Genomic DNA, 20,707 nt, shown 5'->3' on the forward strand with positions numbered 1-20,707 from the left:
TCGCCGTTATCGCCCGGTTGCGCTAGAATTTTCCATCATGTTAGATCCGCGCGCCCGAACCCTCCTCAAGACCCTGATCGAACGGTATATCGCCGACGGTCAGCCGGTCGGGTCACGCACGTTGTCTCGTTATTCCGGGCTCGAGCTGAGCCCGGCGACGATCCGCAACGTGATGTCCGACCTGGAGGAACTCGGCCTCGTGTCGAGCCCCCACACGTCGGCGGGCCGCGTGCCGACGCCGCGCGGCTATCGCCTGTTCGTCGATACGATGCTCACGGTCGAATCGACGATCGACGCGGAGGCCGTCACGCGGCACGTGCAGACGACGCTGCAGGCGGGCGAGCCGCAGCAGCGGGTGGTCGCGGCGGCGGCGAGCGTGCTGTCGAGCCTGTCGCAGTTCGCCGGCGTGGTGCTGACGCCGCGCCGCAGCCACGTGTTCAAGCAGATCGAGTTCCTGCGGCTGTCCGACAAGCGGATTCTTCTGATCATCGTGACGCCTGAAGGCGACGTGCAGAACCGGATCATGGCGACGCAGCGCGATTACGCGCCATCGCAGCTCACCGAGGCGTCGAACTACATCAATACGCACTTTGCCGGGCTGTCGTTCGACGAGGTGCGCGTCCGGTTGCGCGAGGAAATCGACGAGCTGCGCGGCGACATGACGGCGCTGATGCACGCAGCCGTCACGGCGGGCACGGAGGCGTCCGACGACGAGGACGCCGTGCTGATTTCCGGCGAGCGCAACCTGCTCGAAGTCGCCGATCTGTCTTCCGACATGGCGCGGCTGCGCAAGTTGTTCGACGTGTTCGACCAGAAGACGAGCTTGCTGCAGTTGCTCGATGTGTCGAGCCATGCGCAAGGCGTGCAGATCTTCATCGGCGGCGAATCGACGCTCGTGCCGATCGACGAGATGAGTGTCGTGACCGCGCCATACGAGGTGAACGGCAAGATCGTCGGCACGCTCGGCGTGATCGGGCCCACACGGATGGCCTACAACCGCGTGATTCCGATCGTCGACATCACGGCCCGCCTGCTGTCGATGACGCTCAGCCAGCAGTAACCGGCTTCGTCCGGCATTTCGTCCGTCATTCATTTATTTCTCCGGCTTTCTTTGCCTGCGGCGCGCGCCCGAATGCCGCGCCTGCCGGTTAATCGTGCCGGCGCGCCGGTTGCCGCGCAATCGGCCAAACGGCCGGCTGGCCCGGGTGGAGCGTCCCGTTATAATGAATGACGTTCGATTCGGTGCCCCTGGCACGCTCATTCATGCGTTTTGACCTCGAACCACCGTCGCATGCCGCGGCCGCGCAGCGCGTCGCGGTGTTGCTGATCAATCTCGGCACGCCCGACGAGCCGACGCCGCGCGCGGTGCGCCGCTACCTCGCGCAGTTCCTGTCCGATCCGCGGGTCGTCGAGATTCCGCAGGCGCTCTGGCAGATTGTCCTGCGCGCGCTGATTCTGCCGCTGCGCGGCCGCTCGTCGGCGAAGAAGTATGCAGCCGTCTGGCTGCCCGAGGGTTCGCCGCTGCGCGTCTATACCGAGCGCCAGGTCGATGCCGTGCGGCCCCTTTTTGTGGCCAACGGCTACCGGGTGAGGGTCGATTACGCGATGCGCTACGGCGCGCCCGGTATTGCCGATGTGCTCGGGCAGTTGAAGCGCGCCGGTGTCGAGCGGGTGCTGCTGATGCCGATGTATCCGCAATATTCGGCGTCGACGACGGCGACCGCGTTCGACGCCGCATTCGCCGCGTTCAGGAGGATGCGCAATCAGCCGGAAGTGCGCACGGTACGCCACTACGCGGACCATCCAGCGTATATTCACGCGCTTGCCGAACAGGTCCGCCAGTATTGGGCGGCGCATGGGCGGCCGGCGTTCGATTCAGGCGACAAACTCGTGCTGAGCTTCCATGGCGTGCCCAAGCGCACGCTCGATCTCGGCGATCCGTACCACGACCAGTGCCAGCAGACGGCCGCGCTGCTGATGGCCGCACTTGGGCTGACGACGTTCGAGTGCCGGGTCACGTTTCAGTCCCGTTTCGGCAACGCGGAATGGCTGCAGCCGTACACGGCGCCGACGCTCAAGGAACTGGGCGCGGCTGGCGTGCGTCGCGCGGACGTGTTCTGCCCCGGATTTACCGCCGATTGCCTCGAGACGATCGAGGAGATCGGGATAGAAGGGCGCGATGAGTTTCTGCATGGCGGCGGCCACGAATTTCATCGGATTCCGTGCCTGAATACGTCGCCCGCTTGGATTGCCGCGCTCGGCGAGATCGCGGCCGAAAACCTGCAAGGTTGGCCGGTGCGCGTGGCGGTGCCGGAAGCCGTCGCCTGATCGCCGGATACACGCGATGAATTTCAAGATTTCGACCGAACCCGGCGCGCGGCTGCGTATCGACAAATGGTTGTGGGCCGCGCGCTTTTTCAAGACCCGATCGCTCGCGGCCGACGCAGTCGATAAAGGGCGCGTGAAGATCGGCGGTTTGCCCGTCAAACCCGCGAAGGAGGTGCGCATAGGCGACCGGGTCGATGTGACGATCGAAAGCGTTGTCTGGCAGGTCGACGTGCTCGGGGTATGCGATGTGCGCGGGCCGGCGAGCGTCGCGCAGTCGCTCTATGCGGAAACCGACGCGGGGCGGGAAAAGCGGCTGGCGGAACTCGACCGGCGCCGGCATTTCCGCGAACCGGCGGCGGAACTGCATGGGCGGCCGACGAAGCGGGACCGCCGGATCATCGACAAACTTTCGAGTGAGAGCTGAGAAGCTGCTCGAATGTCGCGAGCGCGCCGCCGTATTCGGTCGTGTGCTCGGTGACGGCTCCCGAAAGGCAAATGGTCGTCGTGCCGGCGACGAGTACCAGCGCGACTGCCGAGATAGCGAAGGTCAGCTTCACGGTACTCCCCCTCGAGAAGACGGGTGAAAGGGCCTGGGAATGGGCGTCAGGCGTTTGTCAGAGCGGGGAGTGCCCACGTCGAAATCGCACATCGAAACGCCTGTTCGAAGTGTAGTTCAGCGCACCCGCGCGATCCAGAGGGCGGCCGGTAAGGGTTGTTACAGCACGTTTCGATCTGCGCCAGCCGGGAAGGCGGCGCCCGTGGCGCGCGCTGCCGGCGTGGCGCAAGTCCGTCGGGCGGGACGCGATTCTTACGGATCGCCTCTTGAAATCGCCGGGTGGAGCCCCATTTCGCACCGGGATAGTGGTATCGGCCGACAGCGCGGTTTCGCGCGAGGTCGGTGCGCCGCTTGGGATTTAACCTCTAACCGACTTTCGAAGCGACATGGAAAACACGCAAGACAATCCGACTGGCCAAACGATTGACGAAAACGGTCGCGAGGCCCGGGCCGCGGAGCCGGCGGCCCAAGCTGGACAGGCCGCGGCGCCGGCTGAGCAGGCCGCCGCGCCGGCCGACGCGTCGAAGGCAGCCTCCTCGGCAGGCACTTCGGGCGACGGCGCGGCGCTTGCCGATGCGCAAGCGAAGCTCGCTGAGTTGCAGGAGAGTTTTCTGCGCGCGAAGGCGGAAACCGAAAACGTGCGTCGCCGTTCGCAGGAGGATGTCGCGAAGGCGCATAAGTTCGCGATAGAGGGCTTTGCGGAAAACCTGCTGCCGGTGCTCGACAGCCTCGAGGCGGCGCTCAACGACACCTCCGGCGATCTGGCGAAGGTTCGCGAAGGCGTCGAGTTGACGCTGCGCCAGTTGCAAAGCGCGCTCGAGAAAGGGCGTGTGGTCGCGCTCAATCCGGTCGGCGAGAAGTTCGATCCGCATCTGCACCAGGCGATTTCGATGGTGCCGGCCGATCAGGAGCCGAACACGGTTGTCGCCGTGTTGCAAAAAGGCTACACGATCGCTGACCGCGTATTGCGTCCCGCGCTCGTGACGGTGGCGCAGGCGAAGTAACGGCGAGGCGGCACGGCATTGGCGCAGATCGGCATCGATTCGGCGGCTTTCGCGGCATTCGACATGCAGGCGCTCGACGCCGCGCATTTCGACGCGGGGCTCGCGGCCGCGGGCGACCGGCTTGCCGTGGTGTTCTTCTGGGGTGTCGACTGCTTCAACTGCGAAATCGCGAAAAAGGCGATGCTCGCGAACCCGGACGCGATCCGCGCGCTCGGCCTCAAGTGGTTTCACTGCAACATCTCCGAGCACCGCGAACTCGGGCGGCGCTTCGGCCTGCACGGCGTGCCGACGTGGTTTTTCTTTCACCGCGGCAGGCGGCTTGGCCGGGCGACCGGCTGGCACGGGCTCGCGCAGTTCGAGGCGGCCGTGGCCGCCGCGCGCGCGAAGGCTGTCGCTGCGCAAACCGGCCGCGGCGCCGATTGAAAAAATTTAATGGCCACGTCTGTTTTGGGGTCTTGAAAACGACACAGCCGCACCTATTTCGGGTGCAGAGCCGAATTGAGCGCGGCGCAACGGGTGGAAAACCGGCGCGCCGCAGCAAACAGAGATTATTGGAGATTAGGAAAAATGGGAAAGATCATCGGTATTGACCTCGGCACCACGAACTCGTGCGTCGCGATCATGGAAGGCAACCAGGTCAAGGTCATCGAGAACTCGGAAGGCGCGCGCACCACGCCGTCGATCATTGCATACATGGACGACAACGAAGTGCTCGTCGGCGCGCCGGCCAAGCGTCAGTCGGTGACGAACCCGAAGAACACGCTGTTCGCGGTGAAGCGCCTGATCGGCCGCCGTTTCGAAGAGAAGGAAGTGCAGAAGGACATCGGCCTGATGCCCTACTCGATCATCAAGGCCGACAACGGCGACGCGTGGGTCGAGGCGCACGGCCAGAAGCTCGCGCCGCCGCAAGTGTCGGCCGAAGTGCTGCGCAAGATGAAGAAGACGGCCGAGGATTACCTGGGCGAGCCCGTCACGGAAGCCGTGATCACGGTGCCCGCGTACTTCAACGATAGTCAGCGCCAGGCGACCAAGGACGCCGGCCGCATTGCCGGCCTCGAGGTCAAGCGGATCATCAACGAACCGACCGCCGCCGCGCTCGCATTCGGCCTTGACAAGGCCGAGAAGGGCGACCGCAAGATCGCGGTGTACGACCTCGGCGGCGGCACGTTCGATGTGTCGATCATCGAGATCGCGGACGTCGACGGTGAAAAGCAGTTCGAAGTGTTGTCGACCAACGGCGATACGTTCCTGGGCGGCGAGGATTTCGACCAGCGCATCATCGACTACATCATCGGCGAGTTCAAGAAGGAGCAGGGCGTCGATCTGTCGAAGGACGTGCTCGCGCTGCAACGTCTGAAGGAAGCGGCCGAGAAGGCGAAGATTGAGCTGTCTTCGGGCCAGCAGACCGAAATCAACCTGCCGTACATCACGGCCGACGCGTCGGGTCCGAAGCACCTGAACCTGAAGATCACGCGTGCGAAGCTCGAGGCGCTCGTCGAGGATCTGGTCGAGCGCACGATCGAGCCGTGCCGGACCGCGATCAAGGATGCGGGCGTCAAGGTGTCGGATATCGACGACGTGATCCTGGTCGGCGGCCAAACCCGCATGCCGAAGGTGATGGAAAAGGTCAAGGAGTTTTTCGGCAAGGAGCCGCGCCGTGACGTGAACCCGGACGAAGCCGTCGCCGTCGGTGCGGCGATCCAGGGTCAGGTGCTGTCGGGCGATCGTAAGGATGTGCTGCTGCTCGACGTGACTCCGCTGTCGCTCGGCATCGAGACGCTGGGCGGCGTGATGACCAAGATGATCAACAAGAACACCACGATCCCGACCAAGCACGCGCAAGTGTATTCGACCGCGGACGACAACCAGAGCGCGGTGACGATCAAGGTGTACCAGGGTGAGCGCGAAATGGCGGCCGGCAACAAGCTGCTCGGCGAGTTCAACCTGGAAGGCATTCCGCCCGCTCCGCGCGGCGTGCCGCAGATCGAAGTGACCTTCGACATCGACGCGAACGGCATTTTGCATGTCGGCGCGAAGGACAAGGCCACCGGCAAGGAAAACAAGATCACGATCAAGGCGAACTCGGGTCTGTCCGAAGCCGAGATCGACCAGATGATCAAGGACGCGGAGGCGAACGCGGCGGAGGATCACAAGCTGCGTGAGCTTGCCGATGCGCGCAACCAGGGCGACGCGCTCGTCCACAGCACGAAGAAGGCGCTCACCGAGTACGGCGACAAGCTGGAGGCGGGCGAGAAGGAGAAGATCGAGGCGGCGCTCAAGGAGCTTGAGGACGTGCTGAAGAACACGTCGAGTGACAAGGCGGCGATCGATGCGAAGATCGAGGCGGTTGCGACGGCTTCGCAGAAGCTCGGCGAAAAGATGTACGCCGACATGCAAGCGCAGGCGGGCGCGGCTGGCGCATCGGGGGCAGCAGCGGCCGACAGCGGCGCGCAGGCGGCCGACGACGTTGTCGACGCCGACTTCAAGGAAGTGAAGAAGGACTGAGGCCGGGCCGAGATCGGGCTGCGCCGCGTATCATCGATGCGCGGCGCAGCCTTCCCGGGTCCGTTTCTTCGCTCCGGATAGGCGGATCATTCTTGCGCCTGGCGAGCCTCGCGGCTCTCCGGGCACATTTGTTTTATGGCGAACCGATATGGCGAAACGGGATTACTACGAGGTTCTGGGCGTCGCGAAGAATGCGAGCGACGACGAAATCAAGAAGGCATATCGCAAGCTCGCGATGAAGTACCACCCCGACCGCAATCCTGACAGCAAGGATGCGGAAGAGCGTTTCAAGGAGGCGAAGGAAGCCTATGAAATGCTGTCGGACGGCCAGAAACGCGCGGCATACGATCAATACGGCCACGCGGGCGTCGATCCGAACATGGGGGGAGCCGGCGCGCAAGGGTTCGGCGGCTTCGCCGATGCGTTCGGCGATATCTTCGGCGATATCTTCGGCCAGGCAGCGGGCGGCGCACGCAGCCGCGGCGGTCCGCAGGTGTATCGCGGCGCGGATTTGCGCTACAGCATGGAGATCACGCTCGAGCAGGCGGCGCACGGCTACGATACGCAGATCCGCGTGCCGAACTGGACGTCGTGCGGCGTTTGCCATGGCTCGGGTGCGAAGCCCGGCACGAAACCGGAAACCTGTCCGACCTGTCATGGACAGGGCACGGTGCGCATGTCGCAAGGCTTTTTCAGCATCCAGCAGACTTGCCCGAAGTGCCACGGCACCGGCACCTACATTCCGGAGCCGTGCACGAACTGCCACGGCTCGGGCAAGGTGAAGGAAACCAAGACGCTCGAAGTGAAGATTCCGCCGGGCATCGACGATGGGATGCGGATCCGCTCGGCCGGCAATGGCGAGCCGGGCATCAACGGGGGGCCGTCGGGCGACCTGTACGTCGAAATCCACATCAAGCCGCATTCGGTGTTCGAGCGCGACGGCGACGATTTGCATTGCCAGATGCCGATTCCGTTCACGACGGCGGCGCTTGGCGGCGAAATCGAAGTGCCGACGCTTGCCGGCCGCGCGAGCTTCACGGTGCCGGAAGGCACGCAGTCGGGCAAGACGTTCCGTCTGCGGGGCAAGGGCATCAAGGGGCTGCGCTCGAGCATCGCGGGCGATCTGTATGTGCACGTGCAGGTTGAGACGCCCGTGAAGCTGACCGATCAGCAGCGCGATCTGCTCAAGCAGTTCGAGAAGTCGCTCGCGGAGGGCGGCTCGCGTCACAGCCCGCAAAGCAAGAGCTGGTTCGACCGCGTGAAGAGCTTCTTCGAGTGACGCCCGGCACGGCGCAGCTGGTTTTCAGGTTTCAGGCAGCACAGGATGACTGACCAAGCGGGCGCGGTTTTCGCGCTCTTCGACGATTGCGACTCGACCGCGGCGGCGCGGTCGAGTCGTTTGTATGCCGGCTTTTCGCATCAGCGCGTCGCGACCGATCCTGCCCAGCTCGACGCACTGTGCGCGGCGGTCGCCGCCGATGCGCGGCGGGGACTGCACCCGGTCGTGATCGGCGATTACGAGTTCGGACGCGATCTGCAGCTTGGGCCGAAATTCGCAGCGACATCCGCGGCAAAGGGCGGCGGCGCGCTGCGGTTTCTGCTGTTCTCCACTTGCACGAAGCTGTCGCGCGGCGAAGTCGACGCATGGCTTGCCGAGCGCGACGGCGGGCTCGCCGAGCCGTCGGTCGCGGGTATCGCGCATATGCGCGCAAGCGTGACGCGCGAGGCATTCGATGCGGCGATCGCCGCGATCCACGGGGCGCTGCGCGCGGGCGATTCGTATCAGGTCAATTACACCTATCGGCTTCATTTCGACACGTTCGGCGCGCCGCTCGCGCTATACCGCCGCTTGCGCGCGCGTCAGCCGGTGCGCCACGGTGCGCTGATCGCGTTGCCGGGCGGCGCGTGGATCGTGTCGTGCTCGCCGGAGCTTTTTGTCGAGAAGACGGGGACGCGGCTGCGCGCGCGGCCCATGAAAGGCACTGCGCCGCGTTCGTCCGATTCCCGTCTGGACGCGGCGGCGGCCGAGTTTTTGGCGAGCGACGCCAAGAATCGCGCTGAGAATCTGATGATCGTCGATCTGTTGCGCAACGATCTGGCGCGCATTGCGCGTACCGGATCGGTGACGGTGCCCCGGCGTTTTTCGATCGAGCCCTATGCGTCGGTGTGGCAGATGACGTCGACGGTCGAAGCGGAGTTGGTCGAGCGCGCGACATTTGCCGACGTGTTGCGCGCGCTTTTTCCGTGCGGCTCGATCACGGGCGCGCCGAAGCACAAGACGATGCAGTTGATCGATGCGCTCGAGACGACGCCGCGCGGGCTCTATACGGGCTTGCTCGGTTGGTTGGATGCGCCGCGGGAAGCGTTGCCGGCGCACGCTTCGCACGCGTTTGCCTCAGCGGGCGCCGGCGCCGCGCAGAATGTTTCGGCAGACGTGCCGCGCGAATGCTCGCCGGGGGACTCGCCGGCGCAGGATGACGCTCGCTCGGCCGGTGGGCGGCCGCGTGTTGCGATACGGGGCGAGGTGCCGTCGAGCGCCGGCGCGGCTTCGAGCGCGGCTGCGGCCGATTTGCGATCCGAGGTGTGGCCCGGTTCGCGAGCCGCCGTCGACGCTCAAAGCGCTCAAACGACTTTCCGCACCGAGGACGCATTACGCGATGCGTGCGGCGATTTTTGTTTGTCGGTCGCGATCCGCACGCTGACGCTCGAGCCGGCGGCAGGCGGCGGGCGGCGGGGCACGATGGGCGTCGGCGGCGGGATCGTGCTCGACAGCATAGCGGCAGACGAATATACGGAATGCGCGGTGAAGGCGCGTTTCCTGACGGGCGTCGATCCCGGCTTCCGGTTGTTCGAGACCACGTATGCGACGCGCGACGCCGGCGTGCGTCATTTCGAACGCCATCTTGCGCGCTTGCGCGCGAGCGCCGGCGCGTTCGATTTCGTGTTCGACGAAGCGCTCGTCCGACATCGTATCGGCGAGCGCTGTGCGCAGCTTGCCGATGGCGAGCACCGCATGCGGATCGCGCTGGCGAAGGACGGCGCGCTCGATATCGTCACCGCGCCGCTCGCGCCGCTCACGGGCGAGACGCTCGACGTGCTACTCGCGTGCGAGCACGGCTTCGCGCCGGTGCGCTCGGACGATCCGTTGCTCGCGCACAAGACGACGCGCCGCGCCGATTTCGACCGTGCGTGGCAGGCCGCCGACGCGCAACGCGCGTTCGACATGCTGTTCTTCAACGAGCGCGGCGAACTGACGGAAGGCGGGCGCTCGAACGTGTTCGTGAAGCTCGAGGGGCGCTGGTTTACGCCGCCATTGTCATCGGGGCTGCTGCCGGGCGTGATGCGCGGCGCGCTGCTCGACGATGAGCGGCTCGCGGCCGCTGAACGAATCCTGACACTCGACGACCTGCTGCAAGCGGAAGCGCTGATGCTCGCGAATGCGCTGCGCGGCGCGTTGCCCGCGAAACTCGTGCGGGCGGGCGATCCGGGATGACGGTAAGTGCCGGCGCGGGGTGACGCGGGGACCGTGCCGCTTGCGCTCGGCGCTTGACGATCGATAATGGAAGCCGGAAGCCGGAAGCCGGAAGCCGGAAGCCGGAAGCCGGAAGCCGGAAGCCGGAAGCCGGAAGCCGGAAGCCGGAAGCCGGAAGCCGGAAGCCGGAAGCCGGAAGCCGGAAGCCGGAAGCCGGAAGCCGGAAGCCGGAAGCCGGAAGCCGGAAGCCGGAAGCCGGAAGCCGGAAGCCGGAAGCCGCAAGCCGCAAGCCGCAAGCCGCAAGCCCCAGCGCCTCGCGAACCCAATCTCAAATCCAAGGCCCAAAAAAACGCGACATTCGATCTCGACGGATGCCGCGTTTTTTGTTCCAAACTGTCATCGCGCGAATTGCCGGGCTCGCGTAGCCGGAACAATCAGAACGTATGCTCGGGCCCCGGGAAGCTGCCGTCCTTCACAGCGCGCACATACGCTTCGACCGCCGCGAGCAGGTTCGGCTGCCCTTGCATGAAATCCTTGACGAAGCGCGGCCGCTTGCCGGGAAACACGCCCAGCATGTCGTGCAGCACGAGCACTTGGCCCGAGCAGTCCACCCCGGCGCCGATGCCGATCGTCGGAATTCTCAACTCGCGCGTGACCTCGGCCGCGACGAGTGCCGGCACCGCCTCCAGCACGACGAGCTGCGCGCCCGCCTGTTCGAGAGCGTGCGCGTCGCGCAGCAGTTGCGCCGCGCCGGCTTCGGTCTTGCCCTGCACCTTGAAGCCGCCGAATGCGTGTACCGACTGCGGCGTGAGCCCGATATGCGCGCAAACCGGCACCGCGCGCTCGACGAGGAAGCGCACCGTGTCGGCAAGCCATTCGCCACCCTCGAGCTTGATCATCTGCGCGCCCGCGCGCATCAGCTTGACCGAACTTGCGAACGCGTCGGCAGGCGTGCCGTAGGTGCCGAACGGCAGATCGGCGGCAATCAGCGCGCGCGGCTGCGCGCGCGCGACGCTGGCGGTGTGATAGGCGATGTCGTCGAGCGTGACGGGCAGCGTCGTGGTGTGTCCTTGCAGCACGTTGCCGAGCGAATCGCCGATCAGCAGCACGTCGACGCTCGCGCGGTCGAGCAGCGCGGCGAAGCTCGCGTCGTAGCAGGTGAGCATCGCGATTTTCTCGCCCGCATCGCGCATTGCCTGCAGCTTGGGCACCGTGACGGCCGGTCGGCTGGATTCCTGGAGATAGGTCATGAGAGGTCCGATTCGTTGGTATAGGATCTGACGAGGCGCGGCATCGGCTCGTGCCGCGCGCTGTCAGCGGTCGCCGCCGCCTTTGACGAAGGATTCCTTGCGACCGCGCATCGTGGCGATGCGATCGGCGAGCAGCGCGAGATCCTCCGGGGAACCGAGCGGGTTCAGGTGCTCGGCCGCGACAGTCAAGACGGGCGTGCGGTCGTAGTGATAGAAGAATTCGTTGTATGCGTCGCAGAGCGAGCGCAGGTACGCGTCGCTGATTTGCTGCTCCATCGGCTCGCCGCGTTTCTGTATCCGCGCGAACAGCACCTCGGGGCTCGCCTGCAGATAGACGACGAGATCGGGCGCGATCGCCGGCGCGTTTAAATGCGAGGCGAGCGCGCGATAGAGCTGCCATTCGTCGTCGGGCAGCGTGAGTCGCGCAAAGATATCGTTCTTCTGCGGAAGGAAGTCCGCGACGATCGGCGCATGCGCTTGGTATGCGGCGGCAAGCTCGTGTGCTTGACGCTCGCGTTGCAGCGCGAACGCGAGCTGCGTGGGCAGCGCGTAGCGCGCGTTGTCCCGATAGAAGCGCTCGAGAAATGGGTTGTCCTGCGGGCGCTCGAGCAGCGTGCGCATCGACCAGCGCTCGGCGAGCAGCGTCGCGAGCGTCGTCTTGCCGACGCCGATTGGCCCCTCGATCGCCAGATAACGGCACGGCGGCCGCGAGTCGGGGGCGGTGACGGTAAGCGGTATCGCGTTCATCGGCAGCGGTTCTTTTCGTCGGCGGCGCGCATCGCCATGCACTGGCAGGTTTGGACTTTCTCGATACGCTGATCCGCGACGGCCGCGAGAAATGCGTCCGCGCGCCCAAGCGCGGGGATCACGAGCGTCGGATCGAGTTCGACGAGCGGCACGAGCGCGAACGCGCGCCCGGTTAACCGGGGATGCGGGACGACGAGATCGGGCTCGTCGATCGTGAGATCGCCGTATAGCAGGATGTCGATGTCGAGCGTGCGCGGCGCGTTGCGGTACGGCCGCTCGCGGCCGAAGTGATGCTCGATCTTCTGGCACAGCGCGAGGAGCGCAGGCGCGGCGAGCACCGTGTCGATTTTCACGACGCAGTTGTAGTAATCGCCGCCGTCTGCATCGACGGGCGCCGTCCGGTACAGGCTCGACTTGTCGAGCACCACGATGGAGTGCTGCTGCGCGAGGCACACCACCGCGTCTTTCAAGGCCTGGCGCGCATCGCCGAGGTTGGCGCCCAGGCCGAGATAAGCAACCGTCATCGCTTCCCTTCCTACGTCGTTCGACCGCGAACGTCAGTCGTTTGCGTCGGATTCACCGTGCGCGGCGACGTCTTCTGCCGTGCGCCGTCCGCGCCCGCCGCGCCGCCGCCGCTTGCGCGGCGTCTTGTCCCGGCTGCCCTGCGACAGAAGCGTTTCGCGTTCGGCGGCGTCGCCCTCGATGAAATCCGTCCACCACTGGCCGATGGCGGGATCGAGTTCGCCGGATTCGCAGCGCAGCAGGAGGAAATCATACCCCGCTCTGAATCTTTGGTGTTCGAGCAGCTTCAGCGCGCTGCGGCCCGAGCGTTTCTCGAGCCTCAACTGCAGCCCCCAGATCTCGCGCATGTCGGCCGAGTAGCGCTTGTGGATCGCGAGCTTCTCGGTTTGCATGTCGAGCACGTCGTCCATCGCGCGGCTTAACGCGGGCACCGGATATTCGCCGTTCGCCGCGTATTGCTCCCAGCGCTGGCGCATGTCGTGCCAGAGCAGCGTCGCGAACAGGAAGCCGGGCGATACCGGCTTGCCCGCGCGCACGCGCGCATCGGTGTTGTTGAGCGCGAGCGTGATGAATTTCTCGCCTTGCGGCTGCTCGAGCACGACGTCGAGCAGCGGCAGCAGGCCGTGATGCAGGCCTTCGCTGCGCAACCGTTGCAGGCACGCGAGCGCGTGGCCCGACAGCAGCAGCTTCAGCATTTCGTCGAACAGCCGTGCGGCCGGCACGTTGTTGATGAGTTCCGCGAGTTCCTGAATCGGCGCGCGCGTCTTCGCTTCGATCTCGAAGCCGAGCTTCGCCGCGAAGCGCACGACGCGCAGCATCCGTACCGGGTCCTCGCGAAAACGTGTCGCCGGATCGCCGATCATCCGCAGCAGGCGGGCGCGCATGTCGACCATCCCGTTGTGATAGTCGAGCACGGTTTGCGTCGTCGGGTCGTAGTACATCGCGTTGATCGTGAAGTCGCGGCGCGCCGCGTCCTCGTGCTGCTCGCCCCAGACGTTGTCGCGCAGCACGCGACCGCTCGCGTCGACTGCGTGCGTGCGGCGGTCGAGTTCGTCGCGCTTCAGGCGCCTCGCGCCCGCGGCATGCGGCGCCCGCCCCGTCGGGGCGTCGCCCGGCGACGGCTCTTGCGGGGTATCGACGAGCGCGCGGAACGTCGACACCTCGATCAATTCCTGCCCGAACTGCACATGGACGATCTGGAAGCGCCGGCCGATCAGCCGCGCGCGGCGAAACAGCTGCTGGACCTCGGTGGGCGTCGCGTTGGTGGCGACGTCGAAATCCTTCGGCGCGATGCCGAGCAGCAGGTCGCGCACCGCGCCGCCGACGATGAACGCGCGGAAGCCGGCTTGCTGGAGGGTGTCGGTGACGCGAATCGCGTTTTTCGAGATGAGCGACGGATCGATGCCGTGCACGCTCGCGGGGACGACGGTCGGCTCGCCGCCGCCGGCATTCTTCGTCTTGCCGCGCACGGATTTGGCGCGGCGTGCGGTCGCAGCGGATGCCGTCGACGGAATGTCGGACGGCGTAGCGCCCCGGTGATCGGGTGCGTCCCCCGACGGGTCTTTCTTCGGCGTGTCCTGTCCGAACAGCTTGCGGATGAGTTTCTTGATCACGACGGTTGGAATAGATCGAGGATGCGCCAGCCGTGTTCGCTTGCATGGGCGCGCAGCGTATCGTCGGGATTGGTCGCGATCGGGTCGGTAACTTTTTCGAGAAGCGGGATGTCGTTGTGCGAATCGCTATAGAAATAGCTGTGCTCGAAGTCGTCCCAGCGTTTGCCGAGCGACGCGAGCCACGCGTCGGTGCGCAGGATCTTGCCTTCGCGATAGCTCGGCGTGCCTTTTGCGCGGCCGGTGAGCGCCGAATCCGGATGGCCGTCGACCGTTTCCACTTCGCAGGCGATCAACGTATCGACGCCGAACGCGGTGGCGATCGGGCGCGTGATGAATTCGTTGGTTGCGGTGACGATGCAGCAGAGGTCGCCCGCGTCCTGGTGCCGGCGCACGAGTTCGATCGCGGCGGGCAGCATCGCGGGGCGGATCACTTCGTGCATGAACTGATCGTGCCACGCGCGAAGCTGCGCGCGCGAGTATTTTGCGAGCGGCGCGAGCATCGCCGCCAGGTATGCGTGGATGTCGAGCTTGCCCGCTTGATAGTCGGCGAAGAAGCGGTCGTTCTGGCGCGAAAAGCTGTCGGCCTCGACGATGCCGAGCCTGACCATGAAGCGGCCCCATTCGTGGTCGCTGTCGGTCGGGATCAGCGTGTGATCCAGGTCAAAAAGTGCCAAATTAGTCATGGAGACGCATTTTACTTGAAGCTACTTGAACCGGCCGGAAGCTGCCCGCCCGGGCGGCGCTTCGTCGTGCTCGGGCGCGGCCAGCATCGCGCGCAAAAGCGGCAGCGTCACCGCGCGCTTTTGCTCGAGCGAGAAGCGGTCGAGCGCGTCGAGCAGCGCCATCAGGCTGGGCATGTCGCGACGGAAATGGGTGAGCAGATAGGCGGGCACGTCGTCGGCGAGCACCAGGCCGCGCTCCTTCGCCGCGTGCTTGAGCACGGCCGTTTTGCCTTCGTCCGGCAACGGCGCGAGATGGAACACGAGCCCCCAGCCAAGCCGCGTGCGCAGATCCTCGCGCACGGCGAGCGCGAGCGGCGCGGCGTTGCCCGCCGCGACGAACGCGCAGCCCGGATGCGCGCGCACTTCGTTGAACAGATTGAAAAGCGCGATCTGCTGCGCGTCGTTCATCGCGTCGCAATCGTCGATCGCATAGATCGACACGCGCGGATCGAACGAGAACGCGCCGAGCCCGCTTTGCGGCGTCAGATAGCGCGCGTTGCCATACGAGGCGTCGTGCACGAGCGCCTGCAACAGATGGCTGCGGCCGCTGCCCGACTCGCCCCACACGTAGAACGACCGGTCCGGCACGGGCCCGGCGGCGAGCGCGAGATCGAGCTTTTGCAGGCGTGTGACAAGCTCGGTGTTGTCGCCGACGAAGAAATTGTCCAGCGTCGCGGGCGGCGGCGTGCCGAGATCGAGCGTCAGTTGACGGGAGGCAGTCACGGTGCGGATCGGATCGGGTAAGGCTGTCCGGCGGGCGGCGCGTTCGGTCGCCCGTTCGACGCCCGGCCGGCTTCGGGTAAAATCGCATTTTACCGACCTTCTCGCATTTCCCCATGAATCCTCCGAAATCCGCTCCCGATGCCCAGGGCCTGTCCTACCGCGATGCCGGCGTCGATATCGATGCCGGCGACGCGCTCGTCGACAAGATCAAGCCCTTTGCGAAGAAAACCCTGCGCGACGGCGTGCTCGGCGGCATCGGCGGGTTCGGCGCGCTGTTCGAGGTGCCGAAGAAATATCGCGAGCCCGTGCTCGTGTCGGGCACCGACGGCGTCGGCACGAAGCTCAAGCTCGCGTTTCACCTGAACAAACACGACACGGTCGGCCAGGATCTCGTCGCGATGAGCGTCAACGACATCCTCGTGCAAGGCGCCGAGCCGCTGTTCTTCCTCGATTACTTCGCCTGCGGCAAGCTCGACGTCGATACGGCGACGACCGTCGTCAAGGGCATCGCGCAAGGTTGCGAGCTGTCGGGCTGCGCGCTGATCGGCGGCGAGACGGCCGAGATGCCGGGCATGTATCCGGACGGCGAATACGATCTGGCGGGCTTCGCGGTGGGCGCGGTCGAGAAGAGCAAGATCATCGACGGCAGTACGATTGCTGCGGGCGACGTGGTGCTCGGTCTTGCGTCGAGCGGCATCCATTCGAATGGCTTCTCGCTGGTGCGCAAGATCATCGAGCGTGCCAATCCGGATCTGTCCGCCGATTTCCACGGCCGCTCGCTTGCCGATGCACTGATGGCGCCGACCCGCATCTACGTGAAGCCGCTGCTCGCGCTGATGGAGAAGATCGCGGTGAAGGGGATGGCGCACATCACGGGCGGCGGCCTGGTCGAGAACATCCCGCGCGTGCTGCGCGCGGGCCTGACCGCCGAGCTTGACCAGCAGGCGTGGCCGCTGCCGCCGCTGTTCCAGTGGCTGCAACAGCACGGCGGCGTTGCCGATGCGGAGATGCACCGCGTGTTCAACTGCGGGATCGGGATGGCCGTGATCGTCGCGTCAGCCGACGCCGAGACGGCGATCGCCGAGCTGACGGCAGCCGGCGAACAGGTCTGGAAGATCGGCGCGGTGCGCGAGAGCCGCGACGGCGAGGCGCAGACGGTAGTGGTCTGAGATCGTCGGGCAGCGCGGCGTTGAAGTTGCACCGTGCCGCCGGATGAATGGAGGGGCGCTCCGGTTTAGGCAAACTGCGGCGCCGACGTAAAAAACCCGGTTCAGTACGAACCGGGTTTTTTATTCGCGTTTCATTCGCGGCATGCGCGGGCGGCGCAAGCGGCGATGCCGGCGTCAGCGGGCGTGCGGCGCGTCCAGCACCCGTTCGAGCGCATCGAGCGCCCGCGCGGTCGCATCCGCCGCGCAGCAATCGACGACGATACGCTCCGGCATCGCGCGCAGCCACGTCAATTGCCGCTTGCAGAGCTGGCGGGTGGCGAAGATGCCGGTGTCGCGCATCGTTTGATAATCGATTTCGCCGTCGAGATACGCCCATGCTTGCCGGTAGCCGACGCAGCGCATCGACGGCAGCCCCGGATGCAGATCGTCGCGCCGGCGCAGCCGCTCGACTTCGTCGATGAAGCCGGCCGCCAGCATTGCGTCGAAGCGCGCGGCGATTCGCGTGTGCAACACCGCGCGTTCCGACGGCTCGAGCGCAACGGGCACGAAGCGCACACGCATTGCGTCGCGGCCGTCATCGGGGGCGGCGGGCGTTGCGGCGAGGAGCGCCGACATTGGCCGTCCGGTCAACAAATAGACTTCGAGCGCGCGCTGAATCCGTTGCGAATCGTTCGGTGCGAGCCGAGCCGCCGTGGCCGGATCGACTTGCGCGAGCCGCGCGTGCAACGCGGGCCAGCCGTCGCGCGCGGCTTCGCCGTCGAGCGTCGCGCGCACGCCGGGATCGGCCGCGGGCAACTCGTTCAACCCTTGCGTGAGCGCCTTGTAGTAGAGCATCGTGCCGCCCGCGAGGATGGGCGTGCGGCCGCGCGCGGCGATGTCGGCGATCAGGCGCAGCGCGTCGGCGCGGAAGGCGGCGGCCGAGTAGGCGTCGGCCGGATCGACGATATCGATCAGATGATGCGGGACGGCCGCGCGTTCGGCGGGCGTCGGCTTCGCGGTGCCGATGTCCATCCCACGGTAGACGAGTGCGGAATCGACGCTGATGATCTCGATCGGACGGCGAGCGGCGAGCGCGAGCGCGGCGGCGGTCTTGCCGGATGCGGTCGGCCCGAGCAGGCATGCGACCGTTCCGACGGGGGCGGCAACGCTTGCGTTCATTGGCCGCGCATGAAGAGCCGGTCGAGATCGCCGAGCGTGAGCTGATACCAGGTCGGCCGGCCGTGGTTGCACTGGTCGGCGCGTTCGGTCGCTTCCATCTGCCGCAGCAGCGCATTCATCTCGTCGAGCGTCAGGCGCCGATTCGCGCGTACCGCGTGATGGCACGCGAGCGTGCCGAGCAGTTCGTGTTGCCGCTCGGTCAGCACGCGCGAGCCGCCGAACGCGTGCAGATCGGCAAGCACCGCGCGCGCGAGCGCGGGCAAGTCGGCGTCCTTCAGCAGCGCGGGCACCGCGCGGATCGCGAGCGTCGTCGGCGACAGCACCGCGAGGTCGAAACCGAGCGCATCGAGCGTTTCGCGTTCTTCGTCGACCGTGCCGATCTCCACCGGCGTAGCCGTCATCGAAACCGGAATCAGCAGCGTTTGCACCGCGAGCGCGCGGTTGGCGAGCGCGGCCTTGAACTGCTCGTAGAGAATCCGCTCGTGTGCCGCGTGCATGTCGACGATCACGAGGCCACGCGCGTTCTGCGCGAGCACGTAGATGCCGTGGATTTGACCGATGGCGAAGCCGAGCGGCTGCTCGTGCTCGTCGAAGGCGGCGGGGGTGGACGACGGCGCTGGCCACGCGGGCGACGCAATGCCCGGCGTGCCGCCGGGCCATGCTTGCGCGGGCGCTTCGTCGCGCGCTTCCAGTGCCGCGCTGTCTGTTGCCGCGCCCGGTTCCTTGCGGCCGAACAGCGCATCGTACAGCGCGAGCGGCTGCGCAACGGGCAGCGTGCCTTGCGTCATCCGCGATTGCCGCAGCCAGGTATTGCCGGGCGACGGATGGCCGGCCGGGCTGCCGCCCGATGGCTGGCCCGCGCCGTGCATGGCAGGGCTCGGTCGCACGAATGCCGTGCCCGTGGCGTCGGCCCCGGTTGCTTGCGTTGCCTCCAGGTGCGCCGCGTGCCCGCCCGCCGTCGTTTCGGGGGACGCGCCCGCATGCCGCGCGAGGGCGCGCTGGACCGCGTGAAAAACGAACTGATGGATTGAGCGCGAATCGCGAAAGCGCACTTCGATCTTCGACGGATGCACGTTCACGTCGACGGCCTCCGGCGGCAGATCGAGGAACAGCACATACGACGGGTAACGGTCGCCGTGCAGCACGTCCTCGTAGGCGGCGCGCACCGCGTGCGTGAGCAGTTTGTCGCGCACGAAGCGGCCGTTGACGAAAAAGTATTGCTGATCCGCTCGGCCGCGGCTCGCGGTCGGCAGGCCCGCGCAGCCGTAGACGGCAAGCGGCCCTGCGCGCTCGTCAAGCGGCAGATGGGCGCTCGCGAAGCCTTCGCCGAGAATTTTCGCGACGCGCGCCGCGGGCTCGCTCGCATTCCAGTGCTCGACCGCACGGCCGTTGTGCAGCACCGAGATCGCGACATCCGGCCGCGCGAGCGCGGCGCGGCGGATCATCTCGATGCAATGACCGAATTCGGTCTGCTCGCTTTTCAGGAATTTGCGGCGCGCGGGCGTGCTGAAGTACAGCTCGCGCACCTCGATCGTCGTGCCGCGTGAGCCGGCCGCAGGCGTGAGCGCGCCCGTCTGCGCGTCGATTTTCGTCGCATGCGGCGCGTCCTCGGTGCGGCTCGTGATGAACATCTCGGCGACCGACGCGATCGACGCGAGCGCCTCGCCACGGAACCCGAGCGTGGCGACCGCCTCCAGCTCGGCGAGCGAGCGGATTTTGCTGGTCGCGTGGCGCATCAGCGCGAGCGGCAACTCGTCGGCGGGGATGCCGCAGCCGTCGTCGGTGATTGAAATGCGCTTGACGCCGCCTTCGTCGAGCACGATACGCAGTGTGCTTGCGCCGGCATCGAGCGCGTTTTCGAGCAGTTCCTTGACGACGGACGCGGGGCGCTCGACGACCTCGCCCGCGGCGATCTGGCTGATCAACTGGTCGGGCAACGGCTGGATCGCGCGCGGCGGGCGCGCAGCGGACGCGGGGGCGGCTGGCGCAGCGGATGCGGCACTCACGCTGCCGGGGGCGGATTCGGCGAATTCGGACATGGCGGAATTATAGCGATGCCGCCGCCGGGCGTCGCCCGCCGCCTGGCGGCGCGATCGCTCGGAGCGTGGCCGCCGTGGGGCCCGATCGCTTGGCGCGCGCCGTCACACTACGACCAAATTTCACGGTCCCTTAAGGCACTTTCGGTATCATGACAACGCGGATTTTTGGCCCCCGGCCGCGGTGGCCGGCACGCGCTCACCGTTACGACACAACAAGGAAACGCATTTGGAAACGCTGTTACATTTCGTCAATCTCGTCCTGCACATCGATACGTTCCTCGGCGATTTCATCCGGCAATACGGCGCCTGGGTTTATCTGGTGCTGTTTCTCATCGTTTTCTGCGAAACCGGGCTCGTGATCTTTCCGTTCCTGCCGGGCGATTCGCTCCTGTTCATCGGCGGCGCGTTCGCCGCGACGGGCGAGATGTCGCTGGCGGGCTTGATCGTGCTGTTGCTCGTCGCGGCCGTGGGAGGCAACACGGTCAACTATCTGATCGGCCGCAAGATCGGGCCGAAGGTGTTCAATACGCACATTCCGGGGATCGAGCGCTTCCTCGATCGCGCAGCGCTGCAGAAAACCCACGATTTCTACGCGCGGCACGGCGGCAAGACCATCGTGCTTGCGCGTTTCATTCCGGTCGTGCGCACGTTCGCGCCGTTCGTCGCGGGCGCCTCGGAGATGAGCGCCGCGCGCTTTCAGCTCTTCAACGTGATCGGTGCGCTGGTCTGGGTGCTGCTCCTCGTGTTGCTCGGCTACTTCTTCGGCAACATTCCGTTCATTCGCCAGTATCTGAACGTGATCGTGCTCGTCGGGGTGGGTGCCGCGGTGATCCCGGTCGCGCTTGGCGCGCTATGGAAACTGCTGCGCCGCAAGTCGGACAAGCGCCGCGCATAACGCC

The 20,707-nt window shown here is 66.2% G+C and carries 18 protein-coding genes; 10 read left to right on the forward strand and 8 right to left on the reverse strand.

Annotation, left to right across the window (positions count from 1 at the left end):
• The first annotated feature begins 37 nt into the window (after window positions 1–37).
• The 8 genes from hrcA (at window position 38) to AQ611_RS04705 (ending at window position 9,886) form a co-directional block, all read left to right on the forward strand.
• Entirely contained in the window at window positions 38–1,060 is a 1,023-nt protein-coding gene (hrcA, locus tag AQ611_RS04670; RefSeq protein ID WP_059512940.1) for a heat-inducible transcriptional repressor HrcA, read from the forward strand.
• Between the two features lie 203 nt (window positions 1,061–1,263).
• Window positions 1,264–2,328 carry a ferrochelatase gene (hemH, locus tag AQ611_RS04675; RefSeq protein ID WP_069233836.1) on the forward strand — a complete coding sequence of 355 codons (1,065 nt, stop codon included), beginning with the start codon at window positions 1,264–1,266 and terminating at the stop codon, window positions 2,326–2,328.
• A 16-nt stretch (window positions 2,329–2,344) separates the two neighbouring features.
• On the forward strand, window positions 2,345–2,752 hold the full coding sequence (locus AQ611_RS04680; RefSeq protein ID WP_069233837.1) for an RNA-binding S4 domain-containing protein: 408 nt from the start codon (window positions 2,345–2,347) through the stop codon (window positions 2,750–2,752).
• Between the two features lie 518 nt (window positions 2,753–3,270).
• On the forward strand, window positions 3,271–3,888 hold the full coding sequence (gene grpE, locus AQ611_RS04685; protein ID WP_069233838.1) for a nucleotide exchange factor GrpE: 618 nt from the start codon (window positions 3,271–3,273) through the stop codon (window positions 3,886–3,888).
• Between the two features lie 18 nt (window positions 3,889–3,906).
• Window positions 3,907–4,311 (forward strand): thioredoxin family protein, encoded by a 405-nt coding sequence (locus AQ611_RS04690; RefSeq protein ID WP_083237230.1) that lies wholly within the window; start codon window positions 3,907–3,909, stop codon window positions 4,309–4,311.
• Between the two features lie 144 nt (window positions 4,312–4,455).
• The gene (dnaK, locus tag AQ611_RS04695; RefSeq protein WP_059512887.1) at window positions 4,456–6,393 is read left to right on the forward strand and encodes a molecular chaperone DnaK; all 1,938 of its coding nucleotides are present in this window, start codon (window positions 4,456–4,458) and stop codon (window positions 6,391–6,393) included.
• A 148-nt stretch (window positions 6,394–6,541) separates the two neighbouring features.
• Window positions 6,542–7,672: a molecular chaperone DnaJ gene (gene dnaJ / locus AQ611_RS04700; protein WP_059512885.1), complete on the forward strand. Its 1,131-nt coding sequence runs from the start codon at window positions 6,542–6,544 to the stop codon at window positions 7,670–7,672.
• A gap of 45 nt (window positions 7,673–7,717) precedes the next feature.
• Complete coding sequence (locus tag AQ611_RS04705) at window positions 7,718–9,886, forward strand: chorismate-binding protein (protein ID WP_069233839.1); 2,169 nt, start codon at window positions 7,718–7,720, stop codon at window positions 9,884–9,886.
• A 413-nt stretch (window positions 9,887–10,299) separates the two neighbouring features.
• On the opposite strand, the gene panB is transcribed toward AQ611_RS04705, so the two are convergent.
• From panB to hda, 6 genes are all read right to left on the reverse strand, one after another.
• Window positions 10,300–11,115 (reverse strand): 3-methyl-2-oxobutanoate hydroxymethyltransferase, encoded by an 816-nt coding sequence (panB, locus tag AQ611_RS04710; RefSeq protein WP_069233840.1) that lies wholly within the window; start codon window positions 11,113–11,115, stop codon window positions 10,300–10,302.
• Between the two features lie 63 nt (window positions 11,116–11,178).
• Window positions 11,179–11,862, reverse strand: a complete 684-nt coding sequence (locus tag AQ611_RS04715) for a deoxynucleoside kinase (RefSeq protein ID WP_059513318.1) — start codon at window positions 11,860–11,862, stop codon at window positions 11,179–11,181.
• Window positions 11,859–12,386, reverse strand: coding sequence for a 2-amino-4-hydroxy-6-hydroxymethyldihydropteridine diphosphokinase (gene folK / locus AQ611_RS04720; protein ID WP_059513316.1), 528 nt, complete (start codon window positions 12,384–12,386; stop codon window positions 11,859–11,861). The genes AQ611_RS04715 and folK overlap by 4 nt, the downstream gene beginning before the upstream one ends.
• Before the next feature lie 33 nt (window positions 12,387–12,419).
• Window positions 12,420–13,997 (reverse strand): polynucleotide adenylyltransferase PcnB, encoded by a 1,578-nt coding sequence (gene pcnB, locus AQ611_RS04725; RefSeq protein ID WP_069233841.1) that lies wholly within the window; start codon window positions 13,995–13,997, stop codon window positions 12,420–12,422.
• A complete protein-coding gene (locus AQ611_RS04730; protein ID WP_069233842.1) occupies window positions 13,994–14,680 on the reverse strand; it encodes a histidinol-phosphatase in 687 nt (228 codons plus the stop codon). The genes pcnB and AQ611_RS04730 overlap by 4 nt, the downstream gene beginning before the upstream one ends.
• A gap of 21 nt (window positions 14,681–14,701) precedes the next feature.
• Complete coding sequence (hda, locus tag AQ611_RS04735; protein WP_059513309.1) at window positions 14,702–15,442, reverse strand: DnaA regulatory inactivator Hda; 741 nt, start codon at window positions 15,440–15,442, stop codon at window positions 14,702–14,704.
• Window positions 15,443–15,555: 113 nt separating this feature from the next.
• Between hda and purM the strand changes: the two genes are divergently transcribed.
• A complete protein-coding gene (gene purM, locus AQ611_RS04740; protein ID WP_069233843.1) occupies window positions 15,556–16,611 on the forward strand; it encodes a phosphoribosylformylglycinamidine cyclo-ligase in 1,056 nt (351 codons plus the stop codon).
• A gap of 174 nt (window positions 16,612–16,785) precedes the next feature.
• On the opposite strand, the gene miaA is transcribed toward purM, so the two are convergent.
• Together miaA and mutL are read right to left on the reverse strand one after the other, a co-directional pair.
• Window positions 16,786–17,769, reverse strand: coding sequence for a tRNA (adenosine(37)-N6)-dimethylallyltransferase MiaA (gene miaA / locus AQ611_RS04745; protein WP_069233844.1), 984 nt, complete (start codon window positions 17,767–17,769; stop codon window positions 16,786–16,788).
• Window positions 17,766–19,808, reverse strand: a complete 2,043-nt coding sequence (gene mutL, locus AQ611_RS04750) for a DNA mismatch repair endonuclease MutL (protein WP_069233845.1) — start codon at window positions 19,806–19,808, stop codon at window positions 17,766–17,768. Before mutL ends, miaA begins: the two co-directional genes overlap by 4 nt.
• Window positions 19,809–20,034: 226 nt before the next feature.
• Here mutL and AQ611_RS04755 point away from each other — a divergent pair, with 226 nt between their 5' ends.
• The gene (locus AQ611_RS04755) at window positions 20,035–20,703 is read left to right on the forward strand and encodes a VTT domain-containing protein (protein WP_059513327.1); all 669 of its coding nucleotides are present in this window, start codon (window positions 20,035–20,037) and stop codon (window positions 20,701–20,703) included.
• The last annotated feature ends 4 nt before the right edge of the window (window positions 20,704–20,707 follow it).

Source organism: Burkholderia singularis, from assembly GCF_001718875.1.
Taxonomy (GTDB): Bacteria; Pseudomonadota; Gammaproteobacteria; order Burkholderiales; family Burkholderiaceae; genus Burkholderia; species Burkholderia singularis.

Coding starts and splice junctions, on each gene's coding strand:
- AQ611_RS04730 (WP_069233842.1), bottom strand. CDS start 14,680: ATGACTAATTTGGCACTTTTTGACCTGGATCACACGCTGATCCCGACC.
- AQ611_RS04680 (WP_069233837.1), top strand. CDS start 2,345: ATGAATTTCAAGATTTCGACCGAACCCGGCGCGCGGCTGCGTATCGAC.
- mutL (WP_069233845.1), bottom strand. CDS start 19,808: ATGTCCGAATTCGCCGAATCCGCCCCCGGCAGCGTGAGTGCCGCATCC.
- hemH (WP_069233836.1), top strand. CDS start 1,264: ATGCGTTTTGACCTCGAACCACCGTCGCATGCCGCGGCCGCGCAGCGC.
- hrcA (WP_059512940.1), top strand. CDS start 38: ATGTTAGATCCGCGCGCCCGAACCCTCCTCAAGACCCTGATCGAACGG.
- miaA (WP_069233844.1), bottom strand. CDS start 17,769: ATGAACGCAAGCGTTGCCGCCCCCGTCGGAACGGTCGCATGCCTGCTC.
- grpE (WP_069233838.1), top strand. CDS start 3,271: ATGGAAAACACGCAAGACAATCCGACTGGCCAAACGATTGACGAAAAC.
- AQ611_RS04705 (WP_069233839.1), top strand. CDS start 7,718: ATGACTGACCAAGCGGGCGCGGTTTTCGCGCTCTTCGACGATTGCGAC.
- purM (WP_069233843.1), top strand. CDS start 15,556: ATGAATCCTCCGAAATCCGCTCCCGATGCCCAGGGCCTGTCCTACCGC.
- dnaJ (WP_059512885.1), top strand. CDS start 6,542: ATGGCGAAACGGGATTACTACGAGGTTCTGGGCGTCGCGAAGAATGCG.
- AQ611_RS04715 (WP_059513318.1), bottom strand. CDS start 11,862: ATGAACGCGATACCGCTTACCGTCACCGCCCCCGACTCGCGGCCGCCG.
- folK (WP_059513316.1), bottom strand. CDS start 12,386: ATGACGGTTGCTTATCTCGGCCTGGGCGCCAACCTCGGCGATGCGCGC.
- panB (WP_069233840.1), bottom strand. CDS start 11,115: ATGACCTATCTCCAGGAATCCAGCCGACCGGCCGTCACGGTGCCCAAG.
- dnaK (WP_059512887.1), top strand. CDS start 4,456: ATGGGAAAGATCATCGGTATTGACCTCGGCACCACGAACTCGTGCGTC.